This is a genomic window from Dokdonella sp., from assembly GCF_041395345.1.
GTDB lineage: Bacteria > Pseudomonadota > Gammaproteobacteria > Xanthomonadales > Rhodanobacteraceae > Dokdonella.
In genome coordinates this window covers 70,854-93,227 of record NZ_JAWLAR010000009.1, presented here as the reverse complement: position 1 = coordinate 93,227, position 22,374 = coordinate 70,854, and the positions used below count along the sequence as shown (strand labels likewise).

Annotated in this window: 12 protein-coding genes, 2 tRNA genes and 3 rRNA genes; 8 read left to right on the top strand and 9 right to left on the bottom strand. The window is 60.2% G+C overall.

Annotated features, from left to right (window positions below):
• Positions 1 to 12: 12 nt before the first annotated feature.
• Entirely contained in the window at positions 13 to 1,116 is a 1,104-nt protein-coding gene (locus tag R3F00_RS09790; RefSeq protein ID WP_371281596.1) for an anhydro-N-acetylmuramic acid kinase, read from the bottom strand.
• A gap of 8 nt (positions 1,117 to 1,124) precedes the next feature.
• A complete protein-coding gene (locus tag R3F00_RS09785) occupies positions 1,125 to 2,537 on the bottom strand; it encodes an OapA family protein (protein ID WP_371281595.1) in 1,413 nt (470 codons plus the stop codon).
• A 227-nt stretch (positions 2,538 to 2,764) separates the two neighbouring features.
• Between R3F00_RS09785 and tyrS the strand changes: the two genes are divergently transcribed.
• The 6 genes from tyrS (at position 2,765) to rrf (ending at position 9,775) form a co-directional block, all read left to right on the top strand.
• Positions 2,765 to 3,976 (top strand): tyrosine--tRNA ligase, encoded by a 1,212-nt coding sequence (tyrS, locus tag R3F00_RS09780; protein WP_371281594.1) that lies wholly within the window; start codon positions 2,765 to 2,767, stop codon positions 3,974 to 3,976.
• A 459-nt stretch (positions 3,977 to 4,435) separates the two neighbouring features.
• Positions 4,436 to 5,974: ribosomal RNA gene (locus R3F00_RS09775) — 16S ribosomal RNA — on the top strand.
• A 127-nt stretch (positions 5,975 to 6,101) separates the two neighbouring features.
• Positions 6,102 to 6,177, top strand: a tRNA-Ala gene (locus tag R3F00_RS09770).
• A gap of 135 nt (positions 6,178 to 6,312) precedes the next feature.
• A tRNA-Ile gene (locus tag R3F00_RS09765) sits at positions 6,313 to 6,389 on the top strand.
• Positions 6,390 to 6,571: 182 nt separating this feature from the next.
• Positions 6,572 to 9,451 (top strand): 23S ribosomal RNA (locus R3F00_RS09760).
• Positions 9,452 to 9,661: 210 nt separating this feature from the next.
• Positions 9,662 to 9,775, top strand: a 5S ribosomal RNA gene (gene rrf, locus R3F00_RS09755).
• The 16S, 23S and 5S rRNA genes sit together here with 2 tRNA genes alongside, the layout of an rRNA operon.
• Positions 9,776 to 10,006: 231 nt before the next feature.
• Here the strand turns inward: rrf and R3F00_RS09750 are convergent.
• Positions 10,007 to 10,825 carry an IS3 family transposase gene (locus tag R3F00_RS09750; protein ID WP_371281593.1) on the bottom strand — a complete coding sequence of 273 codons (819 nt, stop codon included), beginning with the start codon at positions 10,823 to 10,825 and terminating at the stop codon, positions 10,007 to 10,009.
• On the bottom strand, positions 10,825 to 11,139 hold the full coding sequence (locus R3F00_RS09745; protein ID WP_371281592.1) for a DUF1153 domain-containing protein: 315 nt from the start codon (positions 11,137 to 11,139) through the stop codon (positions 10,825 to 10,827). Before R3F00_RS09745 ends, R3F00_RS09750 begins: the two co-directional genes overlap by 1 nt.
• A 199-nt stretch (positions 11,140 to 11,338) precedes the next feature.
• On the opposite strand from R3F00_RS09745, the gene hemF reads away from it, so the two are divergent.
• Complete coding sequence (hemF, locus tag R3F00_RS09740) at positions 11,339 to 12,247, top strand: oxygen-dependent coproporphyrinogen oxidase (RefSeq protein ID WP_371281591.1); 909 nt, start codon at positions 11,339 to 11,341, stop codon at positions 12,245 to 12,247.
• 28 nt (positions 12,248 to 12,275) lie between these two features.
• On the opposite strand, the gene R3F00_RS09735 is transcribed toward hemF, so the two are convergent.
• Positions 12,276 to 12,767, bottom strand: a complete 492-nt coding sequence (locus R3F00_RS09735; RefSeq protein WP_371281590.1) for a DUF2782 domain-containing protein — start codon at positions 12,765 to 12,767, stop codon at positions 12,276 to 12,278.
• Positions 12,768 to 13,194: 427 nt separating this feature from the next.
• On the opposite strand from R3F00_RS09735, the gene polA reads away from it, so the two are divergent.
• Complete coding sequence (gene polA, locus R3F00_RS09730) at positions 13,195 to 15,963, top strand: DNA polymerase I (protein ID WP_371281589.1); 2,769 nt, start codon at positions 13,195 to 13,197, stop codon at positions 15,961 to 15,963.
• Between the two features lie 295 nt (positions 15,964 to 16,258).
• Here polA and R3F00_RS09725 read toward each other — a convergent pair whose 3' ends face one another.
• From R3F00_RS09725 to dprA, 4 genes are all read right to left on the bottom strand, one after another.
• Complete coding sequence (locus tag R3F00_RS09725) at positions 16,259 to 17,638, bottom strand: AMP-binding protein (RefSeq protein ID WP_371281588.1); 1,380 nt, start codon at positions 17,636 to 17,638, stop codon at positions 16,259 to 16,261.
• A gap of 10 nt (positions 17,639 to 17,648) precedes the next feature.
• On the bottom strand, positions 17,649 to 18,200 hold the full coding sequence (locus R3F00_RS09720) for an L-threonylcarbamoyladenylate synthase (RefSeq protein WP_371281587.1): 552 nt from the start codon (positions 18,198 to 18,200) through the stop codon (positions 17,649 to 17,651).
• Positions 18,200 to 20,722: a DNA topoisomerase I gene (locus R3F00_RS09715; RefSeq protein ID WP_371281586.1), complete on the bottom strand. Its 2,523-nt coding sequence runs from the start codon at positions 20,720 to 20,722 to the stop codon at positions 18,200 to 18,202. Before R3F00_RS09715 ends, R3F00_RS09720 begins: the two co-directional genes overlap by 1 nt.
• Before the next feature lie 318 nt (positions 20,723 to 21,040).
• On the bottom strand, positions 21,041 to 22,204 hold the full coding sequence (gene dprA / locus R3F00_RS09710; protein ID WP_371281585.1) for a DNA-processing protein DprA: 1,164 nt from the start codon (positions 22,202 to 22,204) through the stop codon (positions 21,041 to 21,043).
• Between the last annotated feature and the right edge of the window lie 170 nt (positions 22,205 to 22,374).

Genomic DNA, 22,374 nt, shown 5'->3' with positions numbered 1-22,374 from the left:
TCGGTTCAGGGCTCAGGGTGGTGCAGCGAAAATCGCCCCGAGCAATCGCGGTCCACGCGCACCGCTGACACTGGGCAGGTTGCCGGCTCGGCCGGACAGTCGTTCGCGAGCAAGCCAGGCAAGCAACGCGGCTTCGACGAAGTCGGGATCGAGGCCGGCGCTCGCCGTACTTTCCACAGGGGTCGGAGACAGCGCGACGGTCAGCGCGGCCATCAATCCGCGGTTGTGGACGCCGCCACCACACACGAGCACCCGTCCGGGCCTGAACGCTGTCGCAGACAAGGCGTCTGCAACCGTGGTGGCCGTCAGTGCCAGGAGGGTCGCCTGCACGTCGGCGGGCGACCTGTCGCGATTGCCGAGGCGATGATCCAGCCAGTCCAGGTTGAATACCTCACGCCCCGTGCTCTTGGGCGGAGAAAGCCTGAAGTAGGCATCGTCAAGCAGGGTATCGAGCAATTCGGAATCCACCTTGCCCGTGGCCGCCCATTCGCCGTCCCGATCGCAAGGGGTTCCGCGATGGCGCGCGTTCCAGGCATCGAGCAGGCAATTGGCAGGCCCGGTATCGAAACCGATCACCTCGGTGCCACTGTCGAGCAGGCTGAGATTGGCTATACCGCCAAGGTTGAGAACTGCGCATGGCAGGTACCGGGTCAGGGCGGCGGCGTGGAAAGCCGGCGCAAGCGGGGCGCCCTGTCCACCAGCGGCAACGTCGGCCCGTCGAAAATCTGCCACGGTGCAGATGCCGGTTTTCTCGGCGATAACGGCCGGGTCGCCGATCTGCATCGTGAATGGATGAACCCCATTCGGTCGGTGGCGGATAGTCTGGCCGTGCGAACCGATCGCCTCGACTTCCGCTGCGCGCAGGCCGGCATGTTCGAGAAGTTCGATAGCGGCCATGGCAAAGCATTCACCGATCTCGACATCCAGGGCGCCCAGGTGATCCAGCGGAATGGACGCATCAGGCGCGGTCAGCGCCAGCAACTTGTCGCGCAATGCGGCGGAATATCGTGAGGTGCGCGCCGCAAGGACCCTGATCCCGGGATCGAACTGAACCAGAGCGGCATCGATGCCATCCGCACTCGTGCCCGAGATCAGCCCGAGGAACAGTGAGCTCATCGGTGTTCTCAGTGATTCTGGGCGAGGCGGATCGAGTCGACCATCTTGAGCCGCGCCAGCAGGGTGGCGGAGCCCTGGTTGAAGCGGGCCAGTTCGCTGGCAGGCAAGGGCTCCTGCTTGGGCAGGGTGACGGTCAGCGGGTCCCTGTGCTTGCCGGCTACGCGGAATTCATAGTGCAGATGAGGCCCGCTGGCCAGGCCGGTCATGCCGACATAGCCGATGGTCTCGCCCTGGCTGACGCGCTGTCCGACCTTGCCGCTCGCGAAACGCGACATGTGTCCGTACAGGGTGGTGAACTTGCCTGCGTGCTGGATGATGACCACGTTGCCGTAGCCGTTCTGGCGGCCGCGGAACACGATCTTGCCGGCGCCGGCTGCTCGAATGGGGGTGCCCTTCGGGGCGGCATAGTCGACACCACGGTGGGCGCGCATCTTGCCGAGGATCGGGTGCATTCTTCCGCTGCTGAACTTCGAGGAGATGCGCGTGAACTCGACCGGCGTGCGCAGGAAGGCCTTGCGCAGCGGGCGGCCATCTTCGGTGTAGTAGAGCGTCTCGCCTGCCGAGTTCGTGTAGCGGACGGCAGTGAAGCGCTTGCCCTGGTTGGTGAAGGTCGCGGCGATGATGTCGCCGGCACGCAGGCGCTCGCCTTCGCGATAGAGTTCGTCAAAGATGACGCTGAAGCTGTCGCCGGTGCGCAGGTCGCGGGCGAAATCGATGTCGTATCCAAACGCATTGGCGAGCTTGAGTGTCATGAGGTCGCTCATGCCTGCCTGGTCGCCGGCCTCGAACAGGGAGCTCGTGATGACGCCGTGGGCAACCTGCACGCGTCGCTCGACAGCGCGATCCTGCAAGGTCTCGACGACGGCATCGTCGTTGAACTCGAGAATGACCCGGGTTGCTTCATCGCGGTCGAAGCGGAATGCCTTGAGGGTTCCGTCGCTGCCGACGTTGAACGCGAATTCGTCGCCGGGTCGAATCTGCCGCAGCGATGCGGCATCGGCCTGGGAGGCTAGAGCGCGATTCAATACGCTGGCACCCAGACCCTGGTTGCTGAAAATCTCGGAAAGGGTCTGGCCCGGCTCGACCGTGACAACGTCCCAGTTCAAATCGGAACTGTCGTCAGCCAGCAGCGCAATGGCTGCCTCTGCATCTGCGCCGGCTGGCAAGGGAGGCAACTCCAGCGCCCTTGTCGTGAATGGCATCTGCGATGCGTCGCCACGCGTTGCACTGGCGAACGTCGGCATGATGACGCCAACAAGCACGGTAAGCAGTATCGCAGTCCCGCCCAGAATCCAGTGTTCCTTCTGCCAGGAGACCGGAGCAGCGGCGACGTTGCGCAGAAAAGTCCACTTGTGGTTGCGCAGGTAGAACTTGAGATGCTGACGACGAGCCCGGCGCCGGACTGCGAGTCGACGAGCCATTTGTCTGGCACTCTGGGTCGGCGGGTACGTCTCGGTCACAATCGCGTTCCGGATACTGGCGTCGTACCATAGCGGCCGTTTGCGAGCGGCGTCAATGTCAATAATGGCGCGGGCCTGCTAAAACTTTCCTCGATTAACAAACACTTAACCTGATCGTCTCGGATTGGGGTGAGCCAGCGGTCCGCCGCGCCATCCCCACCGCGCATCCCCATTATCCAGAGGACTCCATGGTCGACATCTCATCAGCGCTCGAATTGATCGATCGCGGCGCCGAAGAAATCATCAAGCGCGATGAGCTGGAAGCGCGCCTGCGGCTGGGTCGGCCCCTGCGCATCAAGGCCGGATTTGATCCCACGGCTCCGGACCTGCACATCGGGCATACCGTGCTGCTCAACAAGATGCGTCAATTCCAGGATCTGGGTCATCAGGTCATTTTCCTGATTGGCGACTTCACCGGAATGATCGGCGATCCGACCGGCAAGAATGCGACGCGCAAGCCTCTGACACGCGAAGATGTCGAAGCCAATGCGGTTACCTACACCGATCAGGTGTTCAAGGTGCTTGACCGCGAACGCACCGAAGTGCGCTTCAACTCCGAGTGGTTCGCCACTCTGGGAGCCGCCGGCATGGTCAAGCTGGCCGGCCAGTACACCGTTGCGCGGATGCTAGAGCGAGACGACTTTGCCAAGCGCTACGCGGCCCAGCAACCCATTTCCATTCACGAGTTCCTGTATCCGCTGGTTCAGGGCTATGACTCGGTGGCCCTCAAGGCCGACGTGGAGCTTGGCGGCACCGATCAGAAGTTCAATCTGCTGATGGGGCGCGGCTTGCAGGAGCATTTCGGCCAACCGCCGCAAGTGGTTCTGACCATGCCCCTGCTCGAAGGGCTGGACGGCGTAGCCAAGATGTCCAAGTCACTCGGCAACTACATTGGTATCAATGAGCCGGCCATCGATATCGTGACCAAGACATTGAAGATCGGCGACGAGCTGATGTGGCGCTGGATCGAGCTGCTCAGCTTCGACATTTCGGTTGCAGAAATGGAAGTCCTCAAGGCCGATATCGCCTCGGGTCAGCTCAATCCGCGTGATCTCAAGCTGCGCCTGGCGCGAGAGCTCGCCACTCGATTCCATGATGCCGCCGCCGCCGAGCTGGCCATTGCGGGCTGGAATGCAGTGGTGCGTGGCCAGGGCGACACCAGCCAGCTGCCTTTGAGCGAGATCCCGGTTCCGGCCGAGGGATTGCGCCTTGCTGCATTGCTGACTGCCTGCGGGCTGACCGCCAGCAACTCCGAGGCCAATCGCAAGCTCAAGGAGAATGCCGTGCGTATCGACGCCGAAGTCGTGGTGGATTCGCAGCGTGTCTTCGCGCCCGGCTTCGAAGGTGTCGTACAGGTCGGCAAGCGCAATTTTGCCCGCGTGCGTCTGGTCGAGAGCTGAGTCGATCGCGGTAACACCGTGCTCGATTCGATCCCCGACAAGCCGAAATTCACCGGCAAGGCACAAAACCGCTTCCCCAAACTCCCGCCTGCGGTTAGGATGCGCGCCCCGCCGAGTCAGGGCCGCTGGAAGGGACCGTGATTGGGGGGTGGGTTGGCAGGCTGAGACGCCGCGGGATGGGGTGTCGCAGGGTGTTGACGGTTAGAAAAATGGTTGTATGATGTGCGGCTCGCTGACGACGAAAGGTGGTCAGGTGCCGGGATGCAAATTCCGGCGACGCGAAGGTTCTTTGACAGTGTGCGCAGGTATCTTGTGTGGGCGCCTTGGTGTGGACGAAAGTCCAAAGCATCAAGAACGTCCAAGCAAGATCAAGCAAAAGCTATAAGCCATAGTTTGAGAAAGCTTGGGTTAAACGTTCAGGAACAAACCGGAAGGGGCAACCCGGAAGGTTAGAAGGTTCAACTGAAGAGTTTGATCCTGGCTCAGAGTGAACGCTGGCGGCAGGCCTAACACATGCAAGTCGAGCGGCAGCGGGTCCTTCGGGATGCCGGCGAGCGGCGGACGGGTGAGGAATGCATCGGAATCTACCCTGTTGTGGGGGATAACGTAGGGAAACTTACGCTAATACCGCATACGACCTACGGGTGAAAGTGGGGGACCTTCGGGCCTCACGCGATTGGATGAGCCGATGCCGGATTAGCTAGTTGGTGGGGTAAAGGCCTACCAAGGCGACGATCCGTAGCTGGTCTGAGAGGATGATCAGCCACACTGGAACTGAGACACGGTCCAGACTCCTACGGGAGGCAGCAGTGGGGAATATTGGACAATGGGCGCAAGCCTGATCCAGCCATGCCGCGTGTGTGAAGAAGGCCTTCGGGTTGTAAAGCACTTTTGTTGGGGAAGAAACCGACCGGACTAATACTTCGGTTGAATGACGGTACCCAAAGAATAAGCACCGGCTAACTTCGTGCCAGCAGCCGCGGTAATACGAAGGGTGCAAGCGTTACTCGGAATTACTGGGCGTAAAGCGTGCGTAGGCGGTTAGTTAAGTCTGCTGTGAAAGCCCTGGGCTCAACCTGGGAACTGCAGTGGATACTGGCTAGCTAGAGTGTGTCAGAGGATGGTGGAATTCCCGGTGTAGCGGTGAAATGCGTAGAGATCGGGAGGAACACCAGTGGCGAAGGCGGCCATCTGGGACAACACTGACGCTGAGGCGCGAAAGCGTGGGGAGCAAACAGGATTAGATACCCTGGTAGTCCACGCCCTAAACGATGCGAACTGGACGTTGGTCTCAACTTGGAGATCATTGTCGAAGCTAACGCGTTAAGTTCGCCGCCTGGGGAGTACGGTCGCAAGACTGAAACTCAAAGGAATTGACGGGGGCCCGCACAAGCGGTGGAGTATGTGGTTTAATTCGATGCAACGCGAAGAACCTTACCTGGCCTTGACATGTCTGGAATCCTGTAGAGATACGGGAGTGCCTTCGGGAATCAGAACACAGGTGCTGCATGGCTGTCGTCAGCTCGTGTCGTGAGATGTTGGGTTAAGTCCCGTAACGAGCGCAACCCTTGTCCTTAGTTGCCAGCACGTAATGGTGGGAACTCTAAGGAGACTGCCGGTGACAAACCGGAGGAAGGTGGGGATGACGTCAAGTCATCATGGCCCTTACGGCCAGGGCTACACACGTACTACAATGGTCGGTACAGAGGGTTGCGAAACCGCGAGGTGAAGCCAATCCCAGAAAGCCGATCTCAGTCCGGATCGGAGTCTGCAACTCGACTCCGTGAAGTCGGAATCGCTAGTAATCGCGAATCAGCATTGTCGCGGTGAATACGTTCCCGGGCCTTGTACACACCGCCCGTCACACCATGGGAGTGGGTTGCTCCAGAAGCAGGTAGCGTAACCGCAAGGGGCGCGCTTGCCACGGAGTGGTTCATGACTGGGGTGAAGTCGTAACAAGGTAGCCGTATCGGAAGGTGCGGCTGGATCACCTCCTTAAGAAATGGCTTCGCCGCGTCAAGGCGTCCACACAAGTTACCTGCATTCAGAGTTCCGGTTGATCGCTGATCAACGCGGGAGCGTCGTGATTTGGTGTGTGGGGTCGTCCTCGCACAGTCAGACACCTGGGGCTTTAGCTCAGCTGGGAGAGCACCTGCTTTGCAAGCAGGGGGTCGTCGGTTCGATCCCGACAAGCTCCACCATCGATGGGCTTTGGCGCCGGATTTTGGGTCGCTGGCAAAGGGGCCGCCGGAGCGAACGAGGGAGCGTACATCAGTACGTGACCGAGTGAGCGACAAGGGCGCTGCCGTCCAGCGGGCCAAAAGACAAGCCAAAGAGGGTCTGTAGCTCAGGTGGTTAGAGCGCACCCCTGATAAGGGTGAGGCCGGAGGTTCGAGTCCTCCCAGACCCACCACTCTGAATGTACTGCGTACACACTTTTGTAAACGAACCGGCGTTGAGGCCGGCTTCGTGATCTTTGAAAACTTGGGACGTAATAAGCGTTTTGGCTCGAACGAGTCGAACGTGTCGTTGAGGCAAGTAGGCGAAGTAACACGAGTGGTTTGCGTGTAATCCCGAGGTAACTTGGGGTTATATGGTCAAGCGACTAAGCGCATACGGTGGATGCCTTGGCGGTCAGAGGCGATGAAGGACGTGGCAGCCTGCGAAAAGGGCCGGGGAGCTGGCAACAAGCATTGATCCGGTCATGTCCGAATGGGGAAACCCACTCCTTTTAGGAGTATCCCGCGCTGAATACATAGGCGCGTGGAGGCGAACTCAGGGAACTGAAATATCTCAGTACCTGAAGGAAAAGAAATCAACAGAGATTCCCTCAGTAGCGACGAGCGAACGGGGAACAGCCCAAAAGTTGCACCAGTTCTAGAAGAAGGGTCTGGAAAGGCCTGCCATAGACGGTGATAGCCCGGTATTCGAAAGGGCTGGTGCGATGAAAGTGAGTAGGGCGGGGCACGTGAAACCCTGTCTGAACATGGGGGGACCATCCTCCAAGGCTAAATACTCCTGACCGACCGATAGTGAACCAGTACCGTGAGGGAAAGGCGAAAAGAACCCCGGAGAGGGGAGTGAAATAGAACCTGAAACCGTATGCGTACAAGCAGTCAGAGCCCCTTCGTGGGGTGATGGCGTACCTTTTGTATAATGGGTCAGCGACTTACGTTGTGTGGCGAGCTTAACCGTCTAGGGGAGGCGAAGGGAAACCGAGTCTGAATAGGGCGCACAGTCGCACGGCGTAGACCCGAAACCGGGTGATCTATCCATGCCCAGGGTGAAGGTCCGGTAACACGGACTGGAGGCCCGAACCCACGTCTGTTGCAAAAGACGGGGATGAGGTGTGGATAGGAGTGAAAAGCTAATCGAACCCGGAGATAGCTGGTTCTCCTCGAAAGCTATTTAGGTAGCGCCTCGTGTATCACTGTTGGGGGTAGAGCACTGTTATGGCTAGCGGGTCATTGCGACTTAGCAAACCATTGCAAACTCCGAATACCAGCACGTGCAAGCACGGGAGACACACGGCGGGTGCTAACGTCCGTCGTGAAAAGGGAAACAACCCAGACCCGCAGCTAAGGTCCCAAAGTCATAGCTAAGTGGTGAACGAAGTGGGAAGGCATAGACAGCCAGGAGGTTGGCTTAGAAGCAGCCACCCTTTAAAGAAAGCGTAATAGCTCACTGGTCGAGTCGGCCCGCGCGGAAGATTTAACGGGGCTAAGCCATGCACCGAAGCTCGGGGTTTACTCGCAAGAGTAAGCGGTAGAGGAGCGTTCCGTACGCCTGTGAAGGTGGATCGTAAGGTCTGCTGGAGGTATCGGAAGTGCGAATGCTGACATGAGTAACGATAAGGGGGGTGAAAAGCCTCCCCGCCGAAAGCCCAAGGTTTCCTAGCGCAACGTTCATCGGCGCAGGGTGAGTCGGTCCCTAAGGCGAGGCGGAAACGCGTAGTCGATGGGAAGCTGGTTAATATTCCAGCACTTTATCGCAGTGCGATGGGGGGACGGAGAAGGGTAGGTGTACCGGGCGTTGGTTGTCCCGGGGAAAGGAGGTAGGCATGAGGCGTAGGCAAATCCGCGCTTCTTTATGCCGAGCACCGAGACGAGTCCTTTTAGGACGAAGTCACTGATCCCACGCTTCCAGGAAAAGCCTCTAAGCTTCAGCTGCGATAGAACCGTACCGTAATCCGACACAGGTAGGCAGGGTGAGAATCCCAAGGCGCTTGAGAGAACTCGGGTGAAGGAACTAGGCAACATAGCACCGTAACTTCGGGAGAAGGTGCGCCCCGGTCTGTGGCTACATGCGTAGCTGAGCAGACTGGGGCCGCAGTGACCAGGCCGCTGCGACTGTTTATCAAAAACACAGCACTCTGCAAACACGAAAGTGGACGTATAGGGTGTGACACCTGCCCGGTGCCGGAAGGTTAATTGATGGGGTCAGCCGCAAGGCGAAGCTCTTGATCGAAGCCCCGGTAAACGGCGGCCGTAACTATAACGGTCCTAAGGTAGCGAAATTCCTTGTCGGGTAAGTTCCGACCTGCACGAATGGTGTAACGACAGCGGCGCTGTCTCCACCCGAGACTCAGTGAAATTGAAATCGCTGTGAAGATGCAGCGTTCCCGCGGCAAGACGGAAAGACCCCGTGAACCTTTACTATAGCTTTACATTGAACGTTGAGTTCGTCTGTGTAGGATAGGTGGGAGGCTTTGAAGTGTGGACGCCAGTTCGCATGGAGCCAACCTTGAAATACCACCCTGGTGTGTTTGAGGTTCTAACCTTGGCCCGTGATCCGGGTCGGGGACCATGTATGGTGGGTAGTTTGACTGGGGCGGTCTCCTCCCAAAGAGTAACGGAGGAGCGCGAAGGTACCCTCAGCGCGGTCGGACATCGCGCACTGTGTGCAATGGCATAAGCGTGCTTGACTGCGAGACCGACAGGTCGAGCAGGTACGAAAGTAGGTCTTAGTGATCCGGTGGTTCTGTATGGAAGGGCCATCGCTCAACGGATAAAAGGTACTCCGGGGATAACAGGCTGATACCGCCCAAGAGTTCATATCGACGGCGGTGTTTGGCACCTCGATGTCGGCTCATCACATCCTGGGGCTGTAGTCGGTCCCAAGGGTATGGCTGTTCGCCATTTAAAGTGGTACGCGAGCTGGGTTCAGAACGTCGTGAGACAGTTCGGTCCCTATCTGTCGTGGGCGTTGGAGGTTTGAGAGGGCTGCTCCTAGTACGAGAGGACCGGAGTGGACGAATCCCTGGTGTTCCGGTTGTCACGCCAGTGGCACTGCCGGGTAGCTAAGTTCGGAAGCGATAACCGCTGAAAGCATCTAAGCGGGAAGCGCGCCTCAAGATGAGACCTCCCGAGCCACAAGGCTCCTGAAGGAACCATGAAGACTACGTGGTTGATAGGGTGGGTGTGATCGCAGTAATGCCGAGCTAACCACTACTAATGATCCGTGCGGCTTGACCATATAACTCCAAGTTGCTTCATGTGTGCATCGCTGCACGAAGAAGCGGTTCCAGACCGCACTTCTCTGAAAGCCTCTCGTTGAAGCTTTCTTGCGGCATGAACACAGCTACAAGCCTCAGCAACACAGAAAACTCTCGAGCCAAAACGACTTATTACGTCCCAAGACCCCCTGTGAGACTGGCGCATACCCATGCGCTGTCTCCACCGCTTGCTCAGCGAACATAGCGCTGTGGAACCACCCGATCCATCCCGAACTCGGAAGTGAAACGCAGCAGCGCCGATGGTAGTGTGGCTCAAGCCATGCAAGAGTAGGTCATCGCTGAGCGCTTTATCCCAACCCCGCAGGAGTCCTCCTGCGGGGTTTTTTATTGCCCTCTTGCAGCCGGCGGCGCGCCGCACGAACTGCAATCAGGGCCCGGTAGGGGCGAGTCTCAGACTCGCCCGCTCTCAGGCCAGAAGACAGGATCGATTGACCAGGCGGGGACTCGGCGAAGCCCGACGTTGCGTGAATCCCGGTCGCAGCCATGGTGTAATGACCCAGCACTTTCTGCACAGGTTAGGCCGCTAAAGCATACGCCTGAGCGGGGGTTTTCATGTCGAGCGCCTGATGCGGGCGCTCGGTGTTGTAGAACTGGATCCAGTCGCCGATCGTTCGGCTGGCATGTTGCAGACTCTCGAAGCGATGGCGGTGTACGCATTGCTCTTTGAGCGTCCGGATGAGGCGTTCGACCATGCCGTTCTGCTGCGGGCAGTACGGCGTAATGAACTCCTGCTCGAGGCCGTAGCTGCGAACCAGGCGCGTGTAGCTGCGACTGGTAAAGACCAGGCCGTTGTCCGAGCGCAGCAGGAAGGGAGCCTTCACGCGCCCGAGGGTTCCAAACCGAGCGATGAGCGCATGCTCCAGGGCCGCCGCGGCCGTCGTGGCCTTGCCACTGCGCGACAGATGCCAGCCCAGCAGTTCGCGCGTATGGCAATCGACGACCAGGGCGAGAACCAGCCAGCCATCACGGCCACCCCAAACCCGGCACAGATCGGTCGACCAACGCTGGTCGGGGCGCTCTGCCACCGACTTCTTAGCCTCAATGCGCGGCCGGCTGCCGACCGCACGCTTGCGCACCTGCCAGCCCTTGAGCTGAAAGATCCGCTGGACCGTGTTCTTGTTCATGTCGAGCAAGCCTGCGACCGTTCGATAGCCGAACGAGGGCTCCTTCTCGATGAGCGCCTTGATGGGCTCGGCCAGTTCAGGCCTGACCTTGGCAGGCGCCTTCCGAGAGCGGTAATACATCGATCGACGAGGCACCGAGAACCACCGGCACAACCGCGTCATCGAGACCTCCACGCCTTCTTCCCGCAGTCCCTGCTGGATCGTGACCATCAGGTCTCGTCCTTGCCCAACAGGGACTGCAATTTTTTTCGGGCGCGCAACTCCAGCATGGCCTCGCCATACGCTTCCTGCAGGTCCTTGAGCTGGCGCTCGTACTGCTCGCGCACGTCTTCAGGCTTGGCACGCAAGGCATTCTCCATTCCGGACTTACCCTGTTCGACCCATTCCTCGATCTCGGCCGGTGTCAGATCGAACTGCCGACTGGCCTCGGCTACCGTCGTCTTGCCCTGGATGATTTCCAGAACCAAGGCGGATTTCCGCCGTGCCGTCCAACGTTTGATGTCTTCTTCCATCACTGCACTCATGGGTGTTTCCTCCGAAGGTTACACCTGAGCAGAGATTTACTGGGTCATTACAATGGGCTCATGCGTTTGTGCAACCCTCATGGTCAGCGTCAACCGGAGCGCGTCGATGCTGTGATTCGCCGACGCTCACTCCAATCTGCATGGTCCATGCCCCGCCCAACTGCTAGGCTTTGCGCTCCACTTGCTATGCGGTCCCCACATGTCCGGTACTTCCTCGCACATCGCTGCCATCGAGCACTACCTGACAGGATTGCAGGATCGGATCTGCATGGCGGTCGAGCAACTCGATGGGGTCGCGAAATTCAGTGAAGACCTCTGGCAACGCGCCGAAGGTGGAGGAGGTCGAACAAGAATTCTGGTGAGCGGCGACGTCTTCGAGCAGGCCGGCATAGGCTTCTCCAAGGTTCATGGATCCGCCTTGCCGCCGTCCGCATCACAACACCGCCCGGAGCTGGCTGGAAGAAGCTGGACCGCCCTGGGTGTATCGCTGGTGTTTCATCCGATCAATCCGTTCGTGCCAACCACGCACATGAACGTGCGCTATTTCGAAGCCAATGCGGAAGGCAAGGAACCGGTCTGGTGGTTTGGCGGTGGTTTTGACCTGACCCCGTTCTACCCGTTCGATGAAGACGTGCGACATTGGCACGCGATTGCGAAACAGGTATGCACCACGGCGGGAAACGATGCCTATCAGAAGTACAAGAAGTGGTGCGACGAATACTTCTTCCTGAAACACAGAAACGAAACGCGTGGAGTTGGCGGAATCTTCTATGACGATCTCCACGAGGGCGGATTCGACCATTGTTTCAAGTTCATGCAGGCGGTCGGCAATGGTTTTCTGCCGGCATACAGTCCGATCGTGGAGCGCAGGAAATCAACCCCGTTTGCCGATCGCGAGCGGGAATTCCAGCTCTATCGAAGAGGGCGCTACGTGGAGTTCAACCTGGTCTACGACCGCGGCACCCTGTTCGGGCTGCAATCCGGAGGACGCGCTGAGTCGATACTGATGAGCATGCCCCCCAGGGTCCGATTCGAATACGGCTTCCAGCCCGAACCGGGCAGCAACGAGGCGCGACTCGCAGACTACCTGGTGCCGCGGGAGTGGTAGGCAATCCGGCGGACGGACACCTTCCGCATCAGTCCCATTGATAGAGCGAGAAGTAAACAGGTGAAACCGGCCCATCCAGAGCATCGCGATCCAGTCGGCCATCGCCATTTTCATCGCGATACATTTGCTCGGGACCATTCTCGGGAATGATGTGGACCATGCGCAAGATGCCGTTCTTGCGGTATTCCTTGACCGTATCGGTACCCTGCTTTCGCTCGGAGACCGAATCACTGGTGGCAATGATCTGCTCCGGGGTCGGCTTGCGAGCCGCCTGCGAGCGAACAGGGCTGGTGTCAGGCATTGCCGGCTTCAGAGAGTCTGAATCCGAACTGGCGGCTGTGGCGGCAGAGGAGGTGGGCGCCGGTTTGGACACCACACCCGGATCATTCATGCCCGGTGGCGGGGGTGCGCTACCGAAGGTTTCCTGCGCAGGGGGTGTCGCCGTATCTTCATCGGACCAGGCGATTCCGGTGGCCGCGATTGAGGGCAAGAGGGCCAGCAGGATGAGTGTGCGCTTCATGATCGAACCTCCCAGACAATTCATGGGCATAGTCTAGCCCGAAAAATCCCGAGGCCGCCGGTATTCCCGTTGGCCAGGCATCAATTTCACGTGCTGAACGATTAAACCTTGCGGCGAGCCTCATATCAGCAGAACGAATCGCGGTCCAGGGGCGCTGACCCGCCCCGTTCAGGACCTGCACTGACGAATCCCCCGCCCCTGCCGATCCGCCGCCCTTGTCTCCTGACGAATACGGGAACATCGTCGGCCGTCGGCAGCCCTCGACGAGCCATGGCGCCATGTGCGCTGTTGACAACTTCCTGTTTCAGACCGTGGCCACGCGATGAAAACGGAAGCGCGAAACTGGCCAGGAAACTCCCCGTCCTCGCCGTTGCATTCGCGGGTTTCTCGGGCCAAGCTGGCATGCTCGACACAACGTGAATCTGCCATGACGTCCTCGCGAAAGCGCCTGGTCCTGATCGACGGATCTTCCTACCTGTTCCGGGCCTTTCATGCCCTGCCCCCGCTGACCAATGCAGCGGGTGAGCCCACGGGAGCCCTGTTTGGCGTAGTCAACATGCTGCGCGCCACCTTGAAGGAACGACCGGACTACGTCGCCTTTGTCAGCGACGCCTCGGGGCCGACCTTTCGCGATGAAATGTACCCGGAGTACAAGGCCAACAGGGCGCCCACTCCAGAGGACCTGAAGGCGCAAGTGGAGCCCATGCTTGCCATTGTCGGCGCACTTGGCTTTCCGATCCTGCGCGTTCCCGGTGTGGAAGCGGACGATGTCATCGGTACGCTTGCTCGCGAGGCGGAATCGTTGGGAATTGACGTGGTGATATCAACGGGGGACAAGGATTTTGCCCAACTGGTCTCGCCGTGCATCAGTCTGGTCAACACCATGACCAATACGAGGATGGATCAGGAAGGTGTATTCGAGAAGTTCGGCGTGCCTCCCGAGCGCATCATCGATTTCCTGGCCTTGACCGGAGACACGGTCGACAATGTTCCCGGCGTCAACAAATGCGGGCCAAAAACCGCAGCCAAGTGGATTGCGCAATTCGGTTCACTTGACGGCGTCATCGAGAGCGCGGGTGATGTCAAAGGCAAGATAGGCGAAAACCTGCGTGAGGCATTGCCGCACTTGCAGTTGTCGCGGCAACTGGTGACGATCAAGACCGATGTCGAGCTGGACACCGGAGTCACTGGCCTTTCGCTCCGCGAGCCGGACATTGAGCAGTTGCGCGAACTCTATCGTCGCTACGAGTTCAACGCTGCGCTCAAGGAACTGGACGCGAAGGCGGAGGTATCCTCTCCAGCCGACGAGCAGCAGGGTCCCAAGCAGGCAATGGAGAGTCCTGCTGCTCCAGCGCCAGTCGAGGGGCTGGATGCCGCGCTGCAGGGCCCGGGCACCCAGGAAATGGTCGTGGATGAGGAGCGTTTCCAGTTCTGGCTGGACCTGCTGGCCAAGGCCGACTTGATCGCTTTCGATACCGAAACAACATCGATCGACCCGATGCGCGCGAAGATCGTTGGCATCTCGCTTGCGGTCGAGCCCAAGGTGGCGGCCTACATACCGCTGGCGCATGACTACGCGGGCGCCCCCGCCCAGCTCGATCGCGAGACCGTGTTGGCGGCATTGAAGCCCATCCTCGAAGATCCGGACAAGGCCAAGCTCGGCCAGCATGCGAAGTACGACGTCAATGTGCTTTCAAACGCCGGCATTCGGGTTCGTGGTGTTGCCCACGACACCATGCTCGAATCCTATGTTCTGAATTCAACGGCCTCCCGCCATGACATGGATACGCTTGCGCGCCGACACCTGGGTTATGAAACCATCCATTTCGAAGATGTTGCCGGCAAGGGGGCCAAGCAGATCCTGTTCTCCGAAGTCGATCTGGATACCGCGACGCGCTACGCGGCCGAGGACGCGGATATCACCTTGCGTCTGCATCGCGCCTTGTGGCCTCGGCTCGAGGCGGACGAGAAACTCCGCACCGTTTACCAGAATATCGAGATTCCACTGATACCGGTTCTCGCTCGCATGGAGCAGACAGGGGTCCTGGTTGACGTGGAGGCTTTGCGCAAACAGGGACGACAATTGGCAGCGCGCATGCAGACGCTGACCAAGGAGGCGCATGCATTGGCGGGACGCCATTTCAGCCTCGATTCGCCCAAGCAGTTGCAGGCATTGTTGTTTGACGAGTTGAAGCTGCCGGCGGTTCTGAAGACACCCAAGGGACAACCGTCGACAAATGAAGAAGCGCTTGAGGCCATCAGCGATGCGCACGAACTGCCGCGTTTGATACTGGAATATCGGGGCCTGGCCAAGCTGCGTTCGACCTATACCGAAAAGCTGGCTGAAATCGTCAATCCGGATACCGGTCGGGTGCATACCAGCTATCACCAGGCGACTGCTGCAACCGGGCGTCTATCGTCCTCGGACCCGAACCTGCAGAACATTCCGATACGCACGGAGGAGGGCCGCCGGATTCGTCAGGCCTTCATTGCGCCACCGGGCTGGAAAATTCTCGCGGCTGACTATTCGCAAATCGAATTGCGAATCATGGCCCACCTTTCCGGTGACGCCGGCTTGCTCTCCGCGTTCCACGGAGATCAGGACATTCACAAGAGCACCGCCGCCGAAGTGTTCGGCGTTCCCTTGTCGGATGTCGACAGCAGCCAGCGTCGTGCGGCCAAGGCAATCAACTTCGGACTCATGTACGGCATGGGTGCGTTCGGATTGGCCCGTCAGCTCGGCATCGGGCGTGGTGAGGCGCAGGACTATATCGCCCGCTACTTTCAGCGCTATCCCGGGGTTCACGAGTTCATGGACCGGGTTCGAGCCAAGGCGCATGAAGAGGGCTATGTGGAGACCGTGTTCGGTCGCCGGCTCTACCTGAACAACATTTCATCGCGAAACCAGGCGCAGCGGGCTGGCGCGGAACGCGCCGCGATCAACGCTCCGATGCAGGGTACGGCAGCCGACATCATCAAGCGCGCCATGCTGGCTGTCGGCGACTGGCTGCAAGACCGGGGTGATCAGGCGCGCATGCTCATGCAGGTGCATGACGAGCTGGTCTTCGAAGTCCGTGAGGACTGTGTGGAGCCGATCAGGGAAGGCGTCCGCGAACGCATGGCTGGCGCGGCAGAATTGGCCGTGCCGCTGATTATTGATATCGGTGTCGGCGACAACTGGGATCAGGCGCACTGACGGCCTGCAATGCCGGTGGGATTTCCAAAGTGAATAGCGGATAAACGAATTCCGGAAACTCGACGAGCGGACGAAACTATTTGCTGCCAACACCCGTCTCTATCATCGGGTGCACGCAACGGCACCCCCGGATCCCTCCACCTCCCTGGGAGGATCCCCGGAGATCGGTCCCTCCCCAGACCGGTTTTCGAACCGGCCCCGAAGGCTTCCCCTGGCCTTCGGGGCTTTTTATTGGCCGCGTTTCTGGCCAGGATTCGGTCATGCTGCAGACAGAGTCCCACTTGCTTGCTCTTGATCAACTTTCAGAGATGGCCGAGATCAGGGCCTGGCGCGGAAGCTTGCCTGTTTCATTGCGCGGCAAGGCATCGACCAGGCGCAGCGGCCGTGGCAGGAAAACCGGATCAATCAGCTTGCGCATTGCGCCGAGCAATTCCTTCTCAGATCGGCCCGGCGCAACGGCGAGGGCGGCGATACGCCGAACAGGAGAACCGGCATCGGCGTCGACCTGAAACACGACTGCGTCGAGAACGCCATCCAGCCCCAGCAAGCGATGCGTCAGATCCGCCAGCGACGCCCGCTTGCCGGCAATCTCGAGCAGATCGGCGTTGCGACCCTGCAAGCGGAACCTGCGCCTGGAGCGCAGTTCAAGGATGTCCTGCAGAAGCGTTGGCTGCGACAGGTGTGATGCTTCGACCCGCGTGCCGTCAGCTTGCGCAACCAGTTCCACATTCGGATACAGATTCCAGTCTGATTCGCTCGCCGTGCGGCGGTGCGCGATCACGCAGGTTTCGGTTGATCCGAAAAGCTCGATAACGGGCGCACCGAAACGCTGTTCGACCTCGTTAGCCAGTTCGGCAGTCAACGGCGCAGTCGCCGAAATGAAGGCCGTGATGGATGGCAACTCCACAGCGGAGTGCAACAGCGCACGCAGGTGCACGGGCGTGGTGACCAGCAAGCGTGGTTCAGGCATCTGGGCGAGCGAATGGGCGACATCGGCAGGGAAAAAGGCTTTTCCCGAATGGACTGCGAAGTTCCCGAACAGGGGCAGCAGGACCGACATCTCCATGCCGTACATGTGCTGCGCGGGGACGGTCGCCAATACATGGGTTGTCTGTGCCGCGGACAAGCCCGTTGCCGCGTGAATGGCATCGATGTTGTTGGCGCTGCTCAGTCGAAAATTGCCCCAGCTCTTCGTATTCGGCTTGGGCAGACCGGTGCTGCCGGAAGTGAAGCCGATAGCGACAATCCGGGCATCCTCAATCATCGGCACCGGCGCGCCTTCGTTGAACGCTGGATGCCCCAGTTCAGGCAGGCGAATCAGGTTCGGCAAATCCATACAGCACGATGCATCGCCGACCAGATAGGCGCCGGGATGATCGGACTGCACATCGGCAATGGCCTGGTTGGCGCGGGAAGTAGGCAACAAGGTCGCCTGACCCTTGCTGGCGACGGCGCAAAAGGCCACGATGAAGCCGTAGCGATCCTCGCAGAGATTGATCGCGCAGCCCGCTGAAGGCAGCTGCCCGGCGACCTTGCGTATGTCGTCGAGGAATTCCGAGACACGTATGCCGCGACCGTTGCGCCAGGCAATGATGCGATCTCTTGCGGCGGCGGCCAGCAGCGGCGAAGCGCCTGAAACATGTCGCTCGCCGGCGGTATCGAACACAGCGGCCATCAACCCTCCCTCAGTCACGCAGCCATTCCCCGCTGATAGCGTCGCGTATCGGTGTTGGACGCTCAAGCCCGCCAAGTTCGCCTTGCACGATTTCGGCCAGATCGGAGCCGAACATGTCGCGAACTTCACCGGCGCTGCGCGCAGCCGGCTGGCCATGCCGGTTGGCGCTGGTCGAAATCAGGGCAGAGCCAAAGGCCTCGCACAGTGCACGAGCCACGGGATGATCGGTGACTCTTAGCGCGATACCTGCATGTTCGCCGACGATCCAGGATGGAACTTGCTCTTTTCGCGGAAATATCCAGGTGCTCGGACCGGGCCAAGTCGCCTTCGCACGGGCCAGCGCCGAGTCCGGGCAGGCACCGACAAAGTCCGCGAACTGTTCGAAATTCGAGCCAATCAGGAGTACACCCTGGCCCGGTGGCCGTTGCTTGAGATCAAACAGCCGGGCAACGGCGCCCCGATCAAGCGGATCGCAGCCCAGCCCCCAGACCGCTTCGGTCGGGTATGCGATCACGCCACCCAGGCGCAATGCGGCGACCGCACGATCGATCTGGCTCGCCATCAGCTCTCGCCGGCAGCTGCCGGGCTGGTCGGCGCTTTCTTTTGCGCAGGCGCCTTCTTGGCGGCAGTCTTCTTCGTTGCAGTCTTCTTGCGCGCCGTCTTCTTTTTCGCGGTTTTCTTGCTCGCCGTCTTTTTCTTTGCAGTCTTGCTCGCGGCGGCCTTCTTCGTGGCGCCGGCCCCTGCTGCCTTCTTCGCAGCCGCCTGCTTTTTGGCGCCCTTGGCAAAGCCACGCTTGGGCCGGAACGGGGCGGCAGCCAGCAACTCGACGCACTCGGCCTCGGTCAGTGTCGGCGGTTCGCGGTCCTTTGGGATGCGCGCATTCTTGTCCCCATCGGTGATGTAGGGGCCATAGCGACCATTGAGTATCTGTATGCCGTTGCCAAAGTCCTTGATGATGCGATTCGCCAGGGCCTCGGCCTTGGCCTTGATGAGTTCTTGCGCACGCGCCAGTTCGATCGTGTACGGATCGTCCTCCTTGGTCAGCGAGGCGTAGGTCGAGCCGACCTTGACGAAGGGTCCGAAGCGACCGATGCCAACGGTAATCTCCTCGCCGTCCTCGGAGGTGCCCAGAGTACGCGGCAGCTTGAACAGCTCCAGCGCCTCTTCCATGGTGATCGTGTGCATGCTCTGGCCCGGACGCAGGCTCGCAAACTTTGGCTTGTCCTCGTCGTCCTTGGTGCCTATCTGGGCGAAGGGTCCATAGCGACCGAGTCGAACCGACAATGGTTTGCCGGACTTGGGGTCTTCCCCGAGCACGCGGCTTCCGCTGGCTTCGGACTTGTCGACGGTCTCCATCTTTTCGTCGATCTGCGCCTTGAACGGTTTCCAGAAGCGACTCAGAAGGGGAACCCAATCCTCTTCGCCACGACTGACCGCGTCCAGTTCGTCTTCCAGCCTGGCGGTGAAGTCGTAGTCGACATAGCGGGCGAAATGGCTGCCAAGGAAGCGACCGACCGCGCGCCCGACATCGGTCGGTTTGAAGCGACGACTGTCGAGGATCACATACTCGCGGTTGAGCAACACCTGGATGATGCTGGCATACGTGGACGGACGTCCAATACCGTATTCCTCGAGGGCCTTGACCAGGCTGGCCTCGGAAAAGCGTGGCGGCGGTTCAGTGAAATGCTGGTCGGTGAGGATGTCGCGCAAGGGCACGGCCTCACCCACCTTCATCGCCGGCAACTTGCGTGCATCGTCTTCGTCGTCGGCGCCCTTCTGGTCGCGGCCTTCCTCGTAAACGGCGAGGAAGCCCGGATCAACCACCGTTGTGCCGGTGGCTCGGAAGGCTGCGTCCGGACCACACGGAAAATCCACCGAGACGGTATTCATGGTCGCGTACTGCATCTGGCTGGCAACCGTGCGCTTCCAGATCAGTTCGTAAAGCCTGGCATGATCCGGTGAAAGATAGGCCGCGACCCGCTTTGGCGTCAGCGCAGCCGAAGTGGGCCGGATTGCCTCATGGGCTTCCTGCGCATTCTTCGATTTCGACTTGTAGACATTCGGTTGGTCAGGCAGCGACTGGCGGCCGAACTCACGCACGATCACCTCACGCAACTCGCCCGTGGCTTCGTCGGAGATCGATACCGAGTCGGTTCGCATATAGGTAATCAGGCCGACTACGCCGTCGTCGCCAATCGCGATGCCTTCATAGAGCTGCTGGGCCAGGCGCATGGTGCGGCTGGTCGCGTAGCCAAGCTTACGTGCCGCTTCCTGTTGCAGAGTCGAGGTGGTGAACGGTGCGGAAGGGCGACGCTTGCGTTCCTTCGACTGCACTTCGCCAACCACGAGGCGCCCTTGTGCCGCCTTGTGCAGTGCATTGCGCGCGGCGTGTGCATCTTCGGTATTGGTCAGGTCGAATTGTTCGAATTTCTTGTTGTTGAGCTTGAGCAGGCGCGCCTTGAACGGCTGGTCGGGATGGGCCAGGTCCGCCTCGACCGACCAGTACTCGCGCGGAATGAAGGCTTCGATCTCTTCCTCGCGCTCGACGATCATGCGCAGGGCCGGAGACTGCACGCGTCCTGCCGAAAGGCCGCGCTGAACCTTGCGCCAGAGCACCGGCGAGAGATTGAAGCCGACCAGATAATCGAGCGCGCGACGCGCCTGTTGGGCATTGACGAGCTCCATCGACAGCTGACGCGGATTGGCTACCGCTTCCTTGATGGCCCGTGGCGTGATCTCGGAAAAGATGACGCGATGCACTTCCTTGTCCTTGAGCAGCTTCTTTTCGCGCAGGATCTCGGCGATATGCCAGGAAATGGCTTCTCCTTCGCGATCCAGATCGGTTGCCAGATAGAGGGCGTCAGCCTGCTTTATCGCCTTGACGATGGCGGCGACATGCTTCTCGTTCTTCTCGATGAGGTCGTAATTCATCGCGAAGTCATGATCCGGATCTACCGCGCCTTCCTTGGGTACGAGGTCACGTACATGTCCATACGACGCCAGGACCTGAAAGTCCTTGCCGAGATACTTGTTGATCGTCTTGGCTTTGGCGGGCGATTCGACGATGAGTAGGTTCTTGGCCATGGTGCGGTCCTTGCCGCCGGGTTGTGACAACGCCGGATGGGGCGCCGTGAATCTGAGTTGAAAGGGGAGAAATACGAACTTGCCTATTCAGAAGGACACACGAGTTTGCGGACTGTCAAGTCTGGCCGCTTCGCCTGCTCGTGCCAAACCGCCACCCTTTTGCCTCCTTCTCGTGGCCGGCCCGAACTTCCGGACTGCTCCAGCCGTCGCGTTGCCAGCCTGCGCAGACGCCCCGCCGCGGCGGCGCACTATACCCAATTGGGACGCCTGTCGATGTTCCGGTGCCAGGCGAGGCAGTTGCCCGGCAGACGCCGAGGCTCACGGTTCAGCTGGGAGCCGGGTGTATTTTCCGCCTCGGGCAGCCGAGACCAGGCCCTCGAGCTCGAGTACGAGCAGCATGGAAGAGAGCGCCGCGATGGTCATGCCGGTCCGTTCGGCCAGCGTATCGAGCGCCACCTCCTCGTGTCCGAGCGCATCCAGCAACCGAAGGTATTCCGGATCCAGCTTGCCCGGCAGCGCCTCGCGTCCGCTCGCGACCTGCGCTGGATCGGTCGGGCCAGCCTCCAGGCGCGCGCGCAGGCGATCGCCGAGACTGGCCGCCAGGCTGGACAGGTCGCCGATGATGTCTTCCACCGACTCGGTCAGCCGGGCTCCCTCGCGGATGAGCTGATGACAGCCGCGTGCCAGCGGATTGTTGATCGAACCGGGGATGGCGAAGACTTCGCGGCCCTGTTCGTTCGCGTAGCGGGCGGTGATCAGGGACCCCGATTTCAAGCCGGCTTCGACGATTAGCGTTCCCAGAGACAGCCCGGAAATGATCCGGTTTCGGCGCGGGAAGTGATCGGGCTTGCCAACCGTGCCGGGGGGGAACTCGCTGACCAGCGCGCCGTTTCCGGCGATCTCTGCCGCCAGACCGCGATGCTTGCGTGGATACACCAGGTCGGGTCCGGTTCCGAGCACGGCGACGGTCTTGCCGCCCACTTCCAGGGCCGCCCGATGTGCGGCGCCATCGATTCCATCGGCCATGCCACTGGTGATCGTGAATCCCGCTGACGAAAGTGCGCGCGCGAATCGACGCGTGGTCGCCATTCCGGCCTCGCTGGCGCTGCGGCTGCCGACCATGGCGATCTGCGGCATCCACAGCAGGCTGGGATCGCCATCGACGAAGAGGGCGGCCGGAGCGCCGGGAATCTCTTGCAGCAGCGAAGGGTAGTCGGGGTCGTTCCAGCCGAGCAGGTGATGAGCGGGCGCCGCCAGCCACTCCAGGTCCGATGCAAGCAGAGATTGATCGGGTGCATCCAGCCAGCCGCGCGCTTCGGGCGTCAGTTCGCGGCCGCTCCTGCCATTGCGCAGGTAGTCGAGCGCAGCGCTGGCCCCGCGGTGTTCGCTGATCAGCGGCCGCAGGAGGGACGGTCCAAGTCCGGGTGTGCGCAACAGGACCATCCAGGATTCCATGTCCGGGTTTCGCATCCTTGTGTTCATCCTTGAAGTCTAGCAGTCAGGCGGATCTCGATCGGCTGATCTTCGAATATTCCAGAACGCTTCCCTTGCCCGCCATCTCTTGTCCCATGAAGCTGCGATGGGCTCTCCCATCGTCGTTGTCCGTCCTGACACTGTCAAACTTTCGCCCCCAACCGCAAGCGCCGGTGATT

Excerpts from the sequence above, each read along its gene's own strand:
- R3F00_RS09790 (WP_371281596.1), bottom strand. The coding sequence starts at position 1,116 with ATGAGCTCACTGTTCCTCGGGCTGATCTCGGGCACGAGTGCGGATGGC.
- R3F00_RS09725 (WP_371281588.1), bottom strand. The coding sequence starts at position 17,638 with ATGGCCGCTGTGTTCGATACCGCCGGCGAGCGACATGTTTCAGGCGCT.
- R3F00_RS09715 (WP_371281586.1), bottom strand. The coding sequence starts at position 20,722 with ATGGCCAAGAACCTACTCATCGTCGAATCGCCCGCCAAAGCCAAGACG.
- tyrS (WP_371281594.1), top strand. The coding sequence starts at position 2,765 with ATGGTCGACATCTCATCAGCGCTCGAATTGATCGATCGCGGCGCCGAA.
- R3F00_RS09735 (WP_371281590.1), bottom strand. The coding sequence starts at position 12,767 with ATGAAGCGCACACTCATCCTGCTGGCCCTCTTGCCCTCAATCGCGGCC.
- dprA (WP_371281585.1), bottom strand. The coding sequence starts at position 22,204 with ATGAACACAAGGATGCGAAACCCGGACATGGAATCCTGGATGGTCCTG.
- R3F00_RS09720 (WP_371281587.1), bottom strand. The coding sequence starts at position 18,200 with ATGGCGAGCCAGATCGATCGTGCGGTCGCCGCATTGCGCCTGGGTGGC.
- hemF (WP_371281591.1), top strand. The coding sequence starts at position 11,339 with ATGTCCGGTACTTCCTCGCACATCGCTGCCATCGAGCACTACCTGACA.
- R3F00_RS09750 (WP_371281593.1), bottom strand. The coding sequence starts at position 10,825 with ATGGTCACGATCCAGCAGGGACTGCGGGAAGAAGGCGTGGAGGTCTCG.
- R3F00_RS09785 (WP_371281595.1), bottom strand. The coding sequence starts at position 2,537 with ATGGCTCGTCGACTCGCAGTCCGGCGCCGGGCTCGTCGTCAGCATCTC.
- polA (WP_371281589.1), top strand. The coding sequence starts at position 13,195 with ATGACGTCCTCGCGAAAGCGCCTGGTCCTGATCGACGGATCTTCCTAC.
- R3F00_RS09745 (WP_371281592.1), bottom strand. The coding sequence starts at position 11,139 with ATGAGTGCAGTGATGGAAGAAGACATCAAACGTTGGACGGCACGGCGG.